General features: G+C 57.8%; 5 protein-coding genes and 2 riboswitches. All 5 genes read left to right on the top strand.

Annotated elements, in window-relative coordinates; genetic code table 11:
- The first annotated feature begins 53 nt into the window (after nucleotides 1–53).
- The 5 genes from OSO_RS0126625 (at nucleotide 54) to OSO_RS0126605 (ending at nucleotide 15421) form a co-directional block, all read left to right on the top strand.
- On the top strand, nucleotides 54–1754 hold the full coding sequence (locus OSO_RS0126625; protein ID WP_010586068.1) for a PfaD family polyunsaturated fatty acid/polyketide biosynthesis protein: 1701 nt from the start codon (nucleotides 54–56) through the stop codon (nucleotides 1752–1754).
- 1 nt (nucleotide 1755) lies between these two features.
- A complete protein-coding gene (locus OSO_RS0126620) occupies nucleotides 1756–9456 on the top strand; it encodes a type I polyketide synthase (RefSeq protein WP_010586067.1) in 7701 nt (2566 codons plus the stop codon).
- Between the two features lie 139 nt (nucleotides 9457–9595).
- The gene (locus OSO_RS45240) at nucleotides 9596–10696 is read left to right on the top strand and encodes a 3-keto-disaccharide hydrolase (protein ID WP_157605463.1); all 1101 of its coding nucleotides are present in this window, start codon (nucleotides 9596–9598) and stop codon (nucleotides 10694–10696) included.
- Nucleotides 10697–10942: 246 nt separating this feature from the next.
- Nucleotides 10943–11182: riboswitch (cobalamin riboswitch) on the top strand.
- A 247-nt stretch (nucleotides 11183–11429) separates the two neighbouring features.
- The gene (locus tag OSO_RS0126610) at nucleotides 11430–14252 is read left to right on the top strand and encodes a ribonucleoside-diphosphate reductase subunit alpha (RefSeq protein ID WP_010586065.1); all 2823 of its coding nucleotides are present in this window, start codon (nucleotides 11430–11432) and stop codon (nucleotides 14250–14252) included.
- 98 nt (nucleotides 14253–14350) lie between these two features.
- A complete protein-coding gene (locus OSO_RS0126605; protein WP_010586064.1) occupies nucleotides 14351–15421 on the top strand; it encodes a ribonucleotide-diphosphate reductase subunit beta in 1071 nt (356 codons plus the stop codon).
- A 72-nt stretch (nucleotides 15422–15493) separates the two neighbouring features.
- Nucleotides 15494–15713: riboswitch (cobalamin riboswitch) on the top strand.
- Nucleotides 15714–15931: the final 218 nt, after the last annotated feature.

The following is a 15931-nucleotide window of genomic DNA, read 5'->3' as shown; positions in this document are numbered from 1 at the left end:
ATGTATCGAATTTCACGGTTTTGACACTCGCATCAAGCGAATTTGACTTAAATATGACGTCTTCCACTCAGACGCTACTCGGTTGGTGGTCATCGACGGGCGGCTCAGTCGCGCTCGATCCAGGCTCGGTCGCAGCCGCCGTTCACGACATCAAAACACCGCTCATGATCGTCAGCACCACGCAAGGGCTTGGTTTGGCGCGCGGCGGTGTGGGGACGATCGGTTCACCGCATCATGCCTCAAGCTCTCATCCGATCGTTGGTGTTGTCCCGCCGGTTGTGCCCGAGCAACTGGGGGACGATTCGTTCCGCCGTGATCATGGCTTGCGATTTGCCTATGTTTCCGGCGCGATGGCGGCCGGGATCGGGTCCGAGCAAATCGTGGAAGAGATGGCCGAGCATGGAATGCTGGGCGTCTTCGGCTCGGCGGGGTTAAGCCTGAGTCGAGTCGAAGCCGCGATCGATCGCTTGTCGAAGTTGACAAGTCCGGTATCGGTTTCGTCGAGTGGCGTGGTCACGGGCGCGCCGGGGACGTTTTCCCCACCGATTCGCGCGCGACGAAAATCCTTCGGCATCAACCTGATTCACAGTCCCAATGAACAGGCACTCGAATGCGCACTGGTCGATCTGTATCTGCGGCGTGAGGTGCGTCTGGTCGAAGCGTCGGCGTATCTCGATCTGACGCCGCACATCGTTCGCTATCGTTTGCATGGGATTCACCGATCGAAGACGGGCGAAATCGTCACACCAAATCGTGTCATCGCCAAGGTCTCACGAATCGAGGTCGGCTCGAAGTTCTTTGCGCCAGCATCGGCCAAAATGCTGTCACATCTCGTGGAACAGAATGCGATCACCGCCGAACAGGCCCACCTGGCCGAAAAGGTTCCGATTGCACAGGATATGACGGCCGAAGCCGATTCGGGGGGGCACACGGACAATCGCCCTGCCCTGACACTGCTTCCCACAATTCTCGCCCTGCGCGACCGCGCGATGGCACAGTACAAGTTCGAACAACCTTTGCGAGTCGGAGCGGCAGGCGGAATCTCGACGCCCGCATCCACGGCCGCGGCGTTTGCCATGGGGGCGGCGTACGTCCTGGTCGGTTCCGTACAACAGGCCTGCGTCGAATCGGGAACCTGCGACTCGGTTCGCCAGATGCTGGCCGATGCCGAGCAAGCCGATGTCACGATGTGTCCCTGTGCGGACATGTTCGAGATGGGCGTGAAGGTACAGGTTCTCAAACGCGGCACAATGTTTCCGATGCGGGCGGCGAAGCTCTACGAGATCTATCGCAACTCCAAAGGCATCGACGAGATCTCGAAAACCGATCGCGAGTGGCTGGAAAAGAATTTGTTCCGCACATCGCTGGAAGAGATCTGGCTGCAGACAGCGGCCTATTTTTCCACCCGCAATCCCGCGGAAGTGGAACGTGGCGAACGCGATCCCAAGCACAAGATGGCACTCGTCTTTCGCTGGTACCTGGGCCAATCATCACGTTGGGCGAACACGGGTGAGCCCACTCGGAAGATGGACTACCAGATCTGGTGCGGTCCGGCGATGGGCGCGTTCAACGAATGGACGCGCGGCACATTTCTGGCCGAAGCGGCGAATCGTCGCGTGGCGACGGTGGCGTTCAATCTGCTGCATGGAGCGGCAGTGATGCACAGACTGAATTTGTTACGAAATCAAGGATTCCCCATTTCCGCCGAACTGGGACGAATTGTTCCGTCGGCTCAACTGGTGGGGAACGTCTGATATGAACGATGCGACGCGATGTCCCGCCGATCCGCGATTTTCCTCTGATCAAAGTCTCGATACCCAATCGACTATGAATCCATCGAATGCATCCGCCCCGACTCCCGTGCCGTTGGCCGTCGTCGGATTGAGCGCCTTGTTCCCCAAGTCGGGAAGTCTCGACGAATTCTGGTCGAATATTCGTCGCGGTGTCGACACGATCACGGAAGTTCCCGCGACGCACTGGAACCCGGATGATTACTTCGATGCGAATCAGAAAACGCCTGACATGACCTACGCCCGGCGGGGCGGTTTCCTGTCGCCGGTTCCTTTTGATCCTCTGGAATTCGGTATCTCGCCGAACAATCTGGAAGCCATCGATACCTCGCAACTGCTGGGACTCGTCGGAGCCAAACGCGCACTCGAACATGCCGGTTACGGTGCGGATCGCAAATTCAATCGATCACGCGTGGGCTGTATTCTGGGTGTGACTGGCACGCTCGAGATGGTGATCCCCCTGGGGGCACGCCTGGGACATCCGCGCTGGCGCAAGGCCCTTCGCGATGCGGGCGTACCTGATGTGGTCGCCGATGATGTCGTGAATCGCATTTCACAAAGTTATGTGCCCTGGCAGGAAAATTCGTTTCCCGGTCTGTTGGGAAATGTCGTCGCCGGTCGTATTGCGAATCGACTCGACCTGCACGGAACGAACTGTGTCGTCGATGCCGCGTGTGCCAGTTCGTTGTCGGCCATCCATTTGGCCGCGCTGGAACTGTCGACCGGACGCAGTGACATGGTTGTCACCGGGGGGATCGATACGTTCAACGACATTTTCATGTTCATGTGCTTCAGCAAGACGCCGGCACTGTCACCGACAGGTGACGCGAAGCCATTTTCCAGCGATGCCGATGGCACGATCCTGGGCGAAGGCGCCGGCATTGTGGTGCTGAAACGATTGGCCGATGCGGAACGTGACGGCGATCGTATTTATGCGGTGCTGAAAGGGATCGGAACATCCAGCGACGGGGCGGGCAGCGCGGTCTATGCGCCAAAGGCGGAAGGACAGATTCGCTGCCTGGAGGACGCCTATCGGATTGCGGGGGTTTCACCAGCGACCGTGGAACTCGTTGAAGCGCATGGCACGGGAACCAAAGTGGGTGATGCCACGGAAGTGTCCGGCCTGATGCATGTTTACAAAGCCACCGGACGACGTGGTGCCTGGTGCGCGGTTGGTTCGGTGAAGTCTCAGATCGGTCACACCAAGGCGGCCGCGGGAGCGGCGGGAATCATCAAGGCGATTCTCGCCCTGCAGCATCGTGTGCTGCCGCCGACAATTAAAGTGAATCAACCTCCAGAGCCGTTCCTGGCCGACGATTCCCCGTTCTACGTGAATACGGTCGCGCGGCCTTGGGTGAAGCCGCGTGGCTATCCGCGACGGGCGGCGGTCAGCGCGTTTGGGTTCGGAGGCAGCAATTTTCATTGCGTGCTGGAAGAGTCACCACAGTCGTTCGGCGAACCGGAATGGGACGGCGACGTTCAAGTGATTGCGCTATCGGCCGATCAGCCAGGACCGTTGGCCGATGCATTGCGGACGTCGGTCGCGCCGTTGGGACGCGCCGAATGGGCCGGCGTCCGATCATTCGCGTCGTCCAGCCGTGCTGCGTTTCAAGTTGAGCACCGACATCGATTGCTGTTGGTGGTTGAGCGTCAGGCGACAGATCTGGAAAAGCTTGCCACTGGCGCAGTGACAATGCTGGAACGCTATCCCGATAAAACGGCGTGGTCGACGCCCGACGGTGCCGTCTATGGTGCCGGAATACGTCGCGGAAAGCTGGGCGTCTTGTTCCCCGGTCAGGGATCACAGTACGTCGGCATGCTGCGCGACCTGGTGTGTCGCTTCCCGATGATGCTGGATGTGCTGGATCAGGCAAACGAGACGTTCGGATTGGCCGCGGACGCCGCCGTGACGCGACAACTGAGCGATTACATCTATCCGCATCCCGCGTTCTCGACCGAAACGCGGAATCAGCACGAAGCGGAATTGCGCGCGACACAGATTGCACAGCCTGCGATCGGTGCGGTCAGCCTCGCCGTGTTGTCGGTGCTCGACCGTTTCGGGATCCGCCCGGAAGCCGTTGCCGGACACAGCTACGGCGAATTGACTGCGCTCTGCGCGTCCAAGCGATTCTCTCCCGAAGTGCTGTATCGTCTGTCGACACTGCGCGGTCAGATGATGGCGGCTTCGCAAGAGAATGAAGGTGGCATGCTGGCGGTGCTCGCGCCGCTCGCTCAGATTGAAGCGGCGATCAATGAGTTGTCGCTCGACCTGGTCGTTGCCAACCACAACAGCCCGACGCAAGTTGTTTTGTCAGGACGGATTCCTGACATTGATCGCGCGTCGTCGTTATTTGCCAGCCGCAACATTCGTGGCAAAAAGCTGACGGTCGCGGCGGCATTTCACAGCCCGCTGGTCGCCAGCGCCGCGGGGACATTTCGACCCGTTCTGGATGATGTCGAATTCAGTCCCTCGTCGATGCCAGTCTATGCGAACAGCACGGCACTGGAATACCCGACGGAACCGGCCGCGGCGCGGGATCTGTTGGCAACTCAGCTTGCCCGACCCGTCCATTTTGTGGACGAAATCGAACAGATGTATGCCGATGGGGTTCGTGACTTTTTAGAAGTCGGACCGGGGGGCGTCCTGACGGGACTGGTCAATTCAATTCTGCAAGGACGGGACTATCGTGCTTTGGCGACGGATGCCTCGAACGGTAAGCGAAACAATCTGACCGATTTGGCGACTGTCCTGGCGACTTTGTCGGCGTCCGGTCACAGCATTCAATGGCAAGTCTGGGACCCGCAGTCTCGTGAAGGGCTCGATCAGAGTGCTTCGCAGCGCATGCGGATTCCCATTTGCGGAGCAAACTACGTGAAACCGCGTGATCCCATTCCCGCTCGTGCGCCCCTGAATCTGGTCGATGGAACCAGCTCCACGGTTCCGGCATCGACAACTCCAACATCGACGGTGACTCCCACCGTGGTCGAAAATCGCGCGGCCGAGAATCCTCATCTGGCAGGAATCGTCGACACGATTCGCGAAACACTGACCACCCTGCAACGAATGCAGCAAGAGACGTCACAGTTGCATCAGCAATTCCTGGATGGACAGGAAGCGGCGCTAAAAACGTTGACGAAGGTTGCCAACCAATACCTCAACGAACGTCATACCGAGGCGAATGGACCGGTTGCCCCGGTTTCCGCACCGGATCTCCGGCTCCACTCCGCCCGTACAGAGGCCCCAGCGGCGATCGCACCTGTGCCGATTCCGTCGACCGTTCCCGTTCGCGCCGTCGTCGCTCCTGCCGTCGCTGCCGAACCAGCGAAGCCCGCGGCGTCGACCGTTTCGGCCGTCATGGGATTCGACTTCCAGACGACAGCCCCGGCTCCGGCCTCGGTTTCCCTTCCAGTTCCCAGTACCGTTTCTCGGACAGAGAGCCCTGTGGCACAGGTGCCGCCGGTTGCGGCCCCTGTTCGACGAGCACCCGAGCCGCCCGTGGAAACGGCACCCGCTGTGACGTCGCCCTTGGCGTTGACTGTGCTAGCTGTGGTTTCGGAAAAGACGGGGTATCCGGTCGAGATGCTGAATCTCGAGATGAGTCTGGACCATGACCTCGGAATCGATTCGATCAAGCGTGTCGAAATTTTGTCCGCACTGCAGGAACGCGTCCCCAATCTTCCCGCGTTCCAACCCGATGAACTCGGGGCTCTGCATACGCTGAAAGACGTTGTTCGAATCGCCGACGCGCGAACGATTGGCGCGTCGACCAGTTCCGTTCCGCCCGCTCCCGCGACGTCGCAACGATTCGTTCAGCCATCTCCAGTCCCGCAACCTGCCGTGTCGGCGGCGGTGCCTCCGGTTCAAGTGGTGGCTGCGGGTCAAGTGGCGCAGGCCGTCTCCATCACACAGCCTGTCGTGGCGAAGGCGCCCTCAGCCGGGTTGAGTCTGGCCGTACTGGAAGTGGTTTCGGAAAAGACGGGCTACCCGATCGAGATGCTGAATCTTGAGATGAGTCTCGATCATGACTTGGGGATCGATTCGATTAAGCGCGTCGAGATCCTGTCCGCATTGCAGGAACGAGTGCCCAATCTTCCCGCGTTCCAACCGGAAGAACTTGGTGCTCTGCATACTTTGAGCGATGTTGTTCGGATCGCCGATTCCCGATCCGCAGGTTTGTCGGTGGCCCCGGCACCGATCGCAGCGCCAATGGCCTCGCCCGTTGTCACGGTTCAGGCCGCGCCGGCTCCTGCCGTTGCATGGCCACAATCGGTCTCACCCGCCGGGAATGGCAATGGAGCAGCAAGCCTGCCGTCGAGTACGTCAACCAACCCACCGGCTGTCCTGGGACCGGTTGTGCTTGAAGTCGTTTCCGAAAAGACCGGCTATCCGGTCGAGATGCTGAATCTGGACATGAGCCTGGATCACGATCTGGGGATCGATTCGATTAAACGCGTCGAAATTCTGTCGGCGCTGCAAGAACGCGTGCCGGGCTTGCCCGCGTTTCAGCCGGAAGAACTGGGGGCGCTGCACACACTTCGAGATGTCGTGACCCTGGCCGACGCCCGTAGCGCTGCAGCCGTGACGGCCGCGCCGTCCCCACCAACTTCTTACGCAGCACCGGCGGCAATCATGCCACCAAGTCCCTCCGTCGCGGCCACCGCTTCAGCGCCAGCGATGATTTCCACGCCCGCGATGGTCAGCAGCCTTGGTCCAATGGTGCTCGAAGTCGTTGCGGAGAAGACGGGCTACCCGGTCGAGATGCTGAATGTCGACATGAGCCTGGATCATGATCTGGGAATCGATTCGATCAAACGCGTCGAGATCCTCTCCGCGTTGCAGGAACGGGTTCCACACTTGCCCGCGTTCCAGCCCGATGAACTGGGCGCGTTGCATACACTCCGCGATGTCGTGTCATTGGCGGATGCACGGATGGCACCCAAGGGGGATTCGACAATCTCTCTCGTTCCCGCTTCGACGTCAGTGCTGGCCCCGGCCCGTGGGGCGGAACCTCCCTTTATCTCTCACCAGGTCAGTCGTCCGGTTCCGACACCCGTGGCTGCCCCCGCCGCATTGCCACCAGCCGCTTCAAGGGTGACATCGCCCTCGCCTGCACCTTCCGCAAATCCAGGTACAGTCGTCAATCGGAGTATTGCGAAGGTCATCCCGCTTACCGCCGCCGCACTGCGGCCCGCAATGAAACTGTTTCCCGGAAGTGAAATCTGGATCACGGAAGATGGTCTCGGATTGTCATTGCTCATCGCGGACCAATTGACCGATCTGGGCTTTCGGCCGCGGATCGTCAATCTGGATGAGCCGCAAACGGCCGTCGTTCCCGACGGGCTGGCAGGGCTACTCATCGTGGCACCGCAGCGCGGCATGAGCGAACGACAGCTTTGGTCGGCCGTGGAGTGGGTGCAGAAGGTTGGACCGAAGTTACGCCAAGTCGGAAAATCGTCGCCAGCGATTCTGGCAACGATCTCGCGACTGAACGGTTCGTTCGGATTTGAAAGTTCACAACTGCATGATCCGATTTCTGGAGGCCTGGCGGGGCTGGCCAAGTGCGCTCATCTTGAATGGCCCGAAGTCACGGCTCGCGCGATTGACCTGAGTCAGGAATGGTCGGCTCCGCATGTTGCCGCGGTCATGCTCGTGACCGAGTTACTGCACGAAGGGCCCGTGGAAGTGGGACTGGCTCCTTCGGGGCCTGTGCAATTGGAGGTCGTGGAAGAACCGTTGAACGACGATGCCGGGACGCCGCCCATTCAACCGGGAGACGTAGTGGTCGTGACCGGCGGGGCGCGCGGGGTGACCGCCGAAACTGCGATTGCAGTGGCAACGGCCTGGCAGCCACGACTCGTGATTCTGGGACGCAGCCCCGAGCCTGCGCCGGAACCAGAATGGCTGGTCTCGTTGTCGACGGAGGCCGAGATCAAGCAGGCGTTGCTGTCGCGGGCACCCACAGGCACGACACCCAAAACAATCGCCGCGCAGTACAGCCAGATTGTGGCCGGTCGTGAAGTCGCACGGCACTTGCAACGATTGAGAGCGACTGGGGCATCCGTCGTTTATCGTGCCGTCGATATCCGTGACGCAACCTCAGTTCGTCCGTTGCTCGCGGGAATTCGTCGTGATCTGGGCGTGATTCGCGGAATCATTCACGGCGCGGGGGTGCTGGCGGATCAGCGCATTGAAGACAAGACGAAAGAGCAATTTGATCGCGTCTACGAGACGAAAGTCACCGGGCTGAGGACACTACTGGATTGCATCGAACTGCGCGATTTGCGGATGCTGGGCGTTTTCTCGTCCTACACCGCGCGCTTCGGCCGCGTGGGCCAATTGGACTACGCCATGGCGAACGAAGTCCTGAATAAGCTTGCTCGTCAGCTTTCAGTCTTCTATCCGAAATGCCGGATTGCGTCCTTCAATTGGGGCCCATGGGACGGCGGAATGGTTCAGGGGGGGCTGAAGAAGTTGTTCGCCTCGGAAGGAATTGGACTCATTCCCACCGAAGCGGGTGCCAAGTTGTTCGTAAACGAATTTTCGCAGTCAGCCAACCGGCCGGTTGAAGTGCTCGTTCTGGCGGCGAATCCGTCACCGTCTGCTTCATCCTCCGCCCCGCCGCGTTCGCTGCCCACGACGGCTGCGCATGCGACGCCTGCCGACGTGCTGAAGTCTCTCGATGCGATGATTCCCAAGAAAGGGGGCAACCACGAGTCGAATAAGTCCTTGGGACAGGCTGTTGCTCCACCGCCCGGCCACGAACCGACCGCGGCAGAATCAACGCGCGCTCTGCAGACCGATATTGATCTGGGATTTAAGGTCTCCTTTGAGCGTGAACTGGATGTGGCCAGCAACCACTATCTGGAATCACATGTTATCGGCGGCAAAGCGGTGCTCCCCGTTGCGATGATTTTTGAATGGCTCGCTCATGGCGCCATTCATCGCAATCCCGGCTTGGAACTGCATGGGTTTGATGACTTCCGCGTCTTTCAAGGTGTGCGTTTAGGGCAGCACGATCGAGTGTCCCTGCGAATTCTCTGCGGCAAACCGGTTCGAGCGGGGGCCGAATTCATCGTCCCCACGCGCCTGGTTTCTCATGCGAACGGACGTGATGTCATTCACGCGGGGGCCAATGTTGTGCTGGCCCCGGGATACCCGTTGGCCCCGACACCGGTACTGCATATTTCCCATCAGCGCCCCTACTCGACGGATCTCGCGACGGCCTATGCGACGCGCTTGTTTCATGGGCCGCAATTGCACGGTTTGACGGCGATCGAAGCGATCTCGGACGATGGAATCATTGTCCAATCGCGAATGTCGCCAGTCGCTTCGACGTGGATGGCCGAGCCGATTCGAGCGAACTGGCTGGCGGACCCGTTGGCAATCGACGTCGCATTGCAGTCGATCATTCTCTGGTCACAAGAACTGCGTGGCCGACCATGCCTGCCCTGTGCTGTGACGAAGTATCGACAGTTCCGCCGCGCGTTGCCGCATCAGGGAGTGCGAATTATCATCCACATCCAGCCGTCTACTGAGCAGATGATCCGTTGTGATATCGAGTTCGTCGATGCGAACGGTCAATTGGTGGCTCGCATGGAAGGCTGTGAAAGCGTGGCAGACAGCTCGCTGACGATGGCTTTTCAGCGAAAGCGAATCGAAGGGTGATGGGAGCAATCCTGTCCAGTCTCACGCGAGACGCTGGCGATTCGTGACACGTGCGGCCCTTGCGTCATCATTGTTCATTCCGAGTGTTGATTCAGATCGATATCAGTTTTCTGTTGCGTTCCTTCATGAAAGCCACACTTTGAAAACGACCGCCCTGCGACTTTCCGTACTCGGTGTCACATTGGTGTTGTTCAATGCGATGGCGTTGACGTCGTTCGGTGACGACGAAGTTCACATTGCAATCACGGACCTTTCTCAAGTCGATGCCGACTATCATGATCAGGGCGAATACGCGGGCCCCGTCATGATGAATGGATACGCTTATCCAATCGGAGTTCAAGTCGTTGCCCTCGGCGGCGGGCAGTTTAATGCCCTCGTCTATCGCGGCGGTCTTCCTGGGAACGGATATGACGGTTCGCCGCGAACTCCGTTGTCGGGTTCACGTCAGGGCGAACAGGTGATTTTGAATGGCGACAATCTGGTTCTGATTCTGCAGACGGGATTTGCCGCGGTTGTGAAGAACAGTGCCGGTGATCGTCTGGGTTTCTTGCAACCCGTCAAACGCGTCAGCGCGACGCAGGGGGCGACACCGCCTTCAGATGCGATCGTGCTGTTCGACGGTCACGGAACCGACCGCCTGAAAGATGCGAAGGTGACGCCCGAGGGATTGCTACAGGTTGGAACCGAGACGAAAGACGTTTTCCAGAATTTCACACTGCATGGTGAATTTCAGATTCCTTACATGCCAACCGCTCGTGGTCAGGGACGCGGCAACAGTGGTTTCTATTTGCAAAAGCGATACGAAGTTCAGGTCCTCGATTCGTTCGGTCTCGAACTGAAATTCAACGATTGCGCATCGCTCTATCGCTTCAAAACCCCCGATCTGAATATGTCATTTCCACCGTTGCGATGGCAGACGTATGACATCAACTTTACTGCAGCACGATTCTCGGCCGATGGCCAGAAATGCTGCAAGGCCCAGATCACCGTACGTCACAACGGCGTCGTCGTGCACAATCAACTCGCACTGGAAAACAAGACCGGCGGCGGCAGCGTCGAAGGGCCGAATCCCTTGCCGATTCTGTTTCAAAACCACAAGAACCCGGTTCTCTACCGGAATATCTGGATCGTTGACCACGACAAAACGGGATGTCCATCGCCAAGCTATGCGATGACGTCCGTACCTGTCTGCCGTGAACACGGATGTCGAGCGCCAACGCGCTGGCGCCACGGCCGTTGATTGGCCCCGGTCGAATGAGTTTTGTACCACAAGTCAGGGACGTTGGTTCAGCGCCCGATAGTGTTCTTGATCGCATCTTGGCGGTCGAGGTTGACCGCTGCGACGTGACCACTTTGGCTTTCAATTGCCCCTCGGTAATGAGCAACTCAATGGCTCTTTTACTCTTACATCAACCCGTGTAAGCGATCGTGGTTGTTATGGTGAAGAAAGTTTTGGGTTCACTAGACAAGATTCACGGCCGTCCGTATGTTGTGCCTCGTTGTTGGTTGTCCACAAGCAGTTGTGGTCACGAAAAGAGGGAACACCGGTGAAAAACCGGGACTGCCCCGCAGCGGTAAGCAGAAACGACCGCCATCATTAAGCACTGGATCGCCCAAGATTCGTCTTGGAAGGCCGGGAAGCGATGGCTAGTAGGAAACGAACAAGGCTTGTGCCTTGTTCGCCAAGTCTGCAAGTCCGAAGACCTGCCAACGACTGGGTAATTCAGGAACTGCAGGATTCTGATGGTTGATGCCATCAGGTTGGATTACTCATCTGCCGGGCCTTCTTGGGAAAGGACGGACGAGGATGCTATTTCTGTCATTCTGCGCGCAACGCGTGCGGCTTTCGCTGGCTTCCATGCCGCGTGAGTTGCAGGGCTTCTTTAGCGCACTCCTCGATTCGCTACCCCGAACTCGATCTCGGCGTGTCCAGAGTTCTGCATCGGAGAGATGCGAATTAGGAGTCCAGTCGCATGCTGCGTGCCCCTCACGAATGGGTTGTCCGTAAACGAGATGGTCGATTCGTCCCGTTTGAACTGTCGCGAATTCAGAACGCGATTTCGAATGCGTTCCGTGCAGAGCTCAACCTCGCGGACGGCCAGCCACTTGAAGCGGATGTGTTGAACGATGTGGCCAGTGTCCTGAAGTCGGTGGCCGATGATGTGGCTCCATTGGCCAGTCAGACGAACGGCGTGGATGTCGAACGCATCCAGGATCTTGTCGAGATGGGCTTGATGTCGCTCGGTCAGTATCGCGTCGCGCGGCGCTACATTATCTATCGTGCGGAGCATGCGAAGATGCGTGCGATTCGCGGTGAAGCGGCGTTGATCGAAACGCGTCCCGCGATCCATGTCGTACTTGATGATGGAACGCGCGTTCCGTTTGATCCGCGCCGCGTCGAGAAGCGATTGGAAGAAGCCGCTCGGGGACTTGAAGAATTCGTCGACGTGAAATCGCTGGCCGACGATGTCCTTCGGTCTGTCTTTGATGGAATTTCGATTGGTGAGATTTATCGGACACAGATCCTGGCGGCGCGTTCGCGGATCGAGCGTGATCCGGCATTTGATGTCGTCGCCGCGCGGCTCATGCTGAATGTGATCTACAAAGAAGTGCTGGGTGCGACACCCGACGCGCGATCACTTCCCAAGCTTCACCATGACCAGTTCGAGCACTATGTGATCGACGGAATTCGCGCGGGACGACTCTCACCCGAACTGCGTCGCTTCGACCTGGAACGGCTCGCCAAGGCGATGGAGCCCAAGCGAGATGCCCAGTTCCACTACCTGGGGCTGCAAGCCATTTACGACCGGTATCTGTTGCATGTCGGTGGCCGCCGCATCGAGACGCCGCAGTATTTCTGGATGCGCGTCGCGATGGGCGTGGCACTCCAAGAAGAGTCGCGCGAAGAACGAGCGATCGAATTCTATGAAATGCTTTCGTCGTTCCGGTTCACATCGGCGACGCCGACCTTGTTCAATTCGGGGACTCCGCATCCGCAACTGAGTTCGTGTTATCTCAGTACCGTCAGTGACGATCTCGGGCATATCTTCAAGGTCATTGCCGACAACGCCGTGCTTTCGAAATGGGCCGGCGGTCTGGGAAACGACTGGACGAATATCCGCGCGACGAACGCGCACATTCATGGAACAAACGGTCGCAGCCAAGGGGTCATTCCGTTCTTGAAAGTCGTGAACGACGCGGCGGTCGCGGTCAATCAAGGAGGAAAACGCAAGGGCGCTGTTTGTAGTTACCTGGAAACGTGGCACCTGGATATCGAGGAGTTTCTAGATCTTCGCAAGAATACAGGTGATGACCGGCGGCGTACGCACGACATGCATACCGCGAACTGGATTCCAGACCTTTTCATGAAACGCGTCCGTCAGAATGGATCGTGGACGCTGTTCAGCCCGGACGAAGTGAGTGACCTGCATGATCTGTATGGTAAGGCCTTCGAAGAGCGCTATGTCGAGTACGAGCGACTGGCCGATGCCGGAGAAATGCTGCTGTTCCGGCGCGTCTCTGCGGCCGAACTGTGGCGGAAGATGCTGACACGACTCTTCGAAACGGGGCATCCCTGGATTACGTTCAAAGACCCTTCGAATCTTCGCTCGCCACAGGATCATGTCGGAGTCGTGCACAGCAGTAACCTCTGCACGGAAATTCTGCTCAACACCTCGGCGGATGAAACGGCTGTTTGCAATCTCGGCTCGATCAACCTTGCCGCACATGTTGTGGATGGCCAACTGGATCTCGAACGATTGCGCGCGACGGTCAAGGTCGCGGTTCGGATGCTCGATAACGTCATCGACATCAACTACTACCCGACGCCCGAAGCGGCGAATTCGAACCGACGGCATCGCCCGATTGGGCTGGGCCTGATGGGCTTTCAAGACGCACTCTGCAAATTACGAATCAGTTTCGCGAGCGAGCAGGCGGTGGAGTTTGCCGATCAGAGTATGGAGGCCATTTCACATGCGGCGATTCTGGCATCGGCGACACTGGCTGCCGAACGCGGTGCGTACGGCAGCTATGCCGGATCGAAATGGCAACGAGGGTTATTACCGATCGATACTCTGGACCTGTTGGAAGCGGAACGCGGCGAACAGGTTCCCGTGCAGCGCGAAGGTACGCTCGATTGGAACGTCGTTCGCAAGGCCGTCGCGGAATCGGGCATGCGCAATAGCAACGTGCTGGCGATTGCGCCGACCGCCACGATTTCCACCATCATCGGTGTCTCGCAATCCATAGAGCCTGCCTACAAGCACCTTTACGCTAAAAGCAATCTATCAGGCGAGTTCACTCAGGTGAATGAAATCCTTGTGGCGGAACTGAAGGAGCTTGGCCTTTGGGACGCTCAGATGCTGGATGAGCTGAAGTATTTTGATGGAACGTTGCAGAACATCGGACGAATTCCGCTGGAACTGCGTCGGCGGTTCCTGACCGCGTTCGAGATCGAACCAAAATGGCTGATTGAATGCGCGGCACGGCGTCAAAAGTGGATCGATCAGGGGCAATCGCTGAATCTGTATATGGCCGAGCCCAACGGACGCAAGATGCAGGACATGTACTTCATGGCCTGGGAAAAAGGTCTGAAGACGACCTACTACCTTCGCAGTCTTGCGGCGACCCAAGTGGAAAAATCGACATTGGACGTCAATCGGTTTGGTGTTCAGCCCAAGTGGATGAAGAACCGCAGTTCGTCCAGCGATATCGAAATCGAACGAAGCGACGAAACCAGTTCGGCCGTTTCGGCTGCGTGCAGGCTCGATGATCCGACCTGTGAATCCTGTCAGTAGCGATCGCGACGTCTCGGGTTTGATGACCTCTCATTCTAAAGACAATCATTTCAAATACGACGCAACCGGTGCGTCTGCTTCCAAGGAATTTGGCCAAGATGAATACTGCTGTGATGTCCGAAGCGACTGATTCGAATGAACCTCGTGTTGTCTCGGGGCGAGTGAGTGCTCGAGAGAAGCGACTGATCAATTGCCATCAGGTCGATGTCAATCAATTGATGCCACTAAAGTACCAGTGGGCCTGGGAACACTATCTCAACGGCTGTGCGAATCAATGGATGCCGACAGAAGTGCCCATGCACAAGGATATTGAAACCTGGAAGTCGAGTAAGCTAAGCGACGATGAACGTCGAGTGATTCTGCGAAATTTGGGCTTCTTCGCGACCGCCGAAAGTCTGGTCGGTAACAACCTGGTCCTTGCCATCTTCCGGCATGTGACCAATGCCGAATGCCGGCAGTATTTACTGCGACAGGCATTCGAAGAGGCCGTTCACTCGCATACATTCCTCTATATCGTCGAGAGCCTGGGGCTCAACGAAGGGGAAGTCTTCAATATGTACCACGAGGTTCCTGCGATCGCCCGCAAGGACGCACTGGAGATGGAACTCACCGCCGAGATTCTTGATGAGGGCTTTTCGACGGACACCTTCGAGGGCGCGCAGACCTTTCTCAAGAATCTGATCGGCTACTTCCTGATCATGGAGGGGATCTTCTTCTACACTGGATTCGTGATGGTCTTGTCGTTTCATCGTCGCAATTTAATGACTGGCATCGGCGAGCAGTTTCAGTACATCCTTCGCGATGAAACAATTCATCTGAACTTTGGGATCGACCTGATCAACGGCATCCGTAGCGAGAATCCCGAGCTTTGGACCGACGAGTTTCAGCAGGCAATGATCGAACGCGTCAAGCATGCCGTCGAGCTGGAGATTGAATACGCCCGCGATGTTTTGCCGCGCGGCATTCTGGGATTGAACGCCGAATTGTTTCGAGATTATGTCCAGTTCATCGCCGATCGTCGTCTCGAACGAATTGGCCTTCCCACACAGTATGGATCGTCGAATCCGTTTCCCTGGATGAGCGAGACGATTGATCTTTCGAAAGAGAAGAATTTCTTCGAAACTCGCGTGACTGAGTATCAAAGCGCGTCGACTTTGAATTGGGAATAGTTCGAGGCCCCGTTTCATCGTATTTGATTGGTGTGTTGTCCAAGCGGGTGGATTTTCCGCAAGAGCTTCGCTTTAATCCCCCGCGTTGCTGGTTGCTTCCAAGAGATTGGAGCACGAAGAGGGAACCCGGTGTGAGTCCGGGACTGCCCCGCAGCGGTAAGCGGAAACGACCGCCATCATCAAGCACTGACTCCACGGAGTTGGGAAGCGATGGCCAGTAGAAAGCAGGATGTCCGATTGGACGTGCTGGATGTCCGCGAGTCCGAAGACCTGCCAGCGGCTGAGTGATTCGGTTTTCTTTGTCAGGGCGACTACGTGTCGTCACGCCGAATCCTCAATTGCCGGACCTTCTAGGGAAAGGTCGGTCGAGGAATGCGCATCAACTTTGATGAGATGTGTGCCCAGGGGAGCGCTGGCAAGTCGTTTGTCCGCGCGCGTGCCTCTACACATCTCTGCTCGTTGCCCCCGAATCTCTCGATCTTCCCTTCTCTCTCGAAGGTCCCGCATGGT

Source organism: Schlesneria paludicola DSM 18645 (assembly GCF_000255655.1).
Taxonomy (GTDB): domain Bacteria; phylum Planctomycetota; class Planctomycetia; order Planctomycetales; family Planctomycetaceae; genus Schlesneria; species Schlesneria paludicola.
The sequence above is the reverse complement of the archived record's forward strand: the minus strand, read 5'-3'. Positions and strand labels throughout refer to the sequence as shown.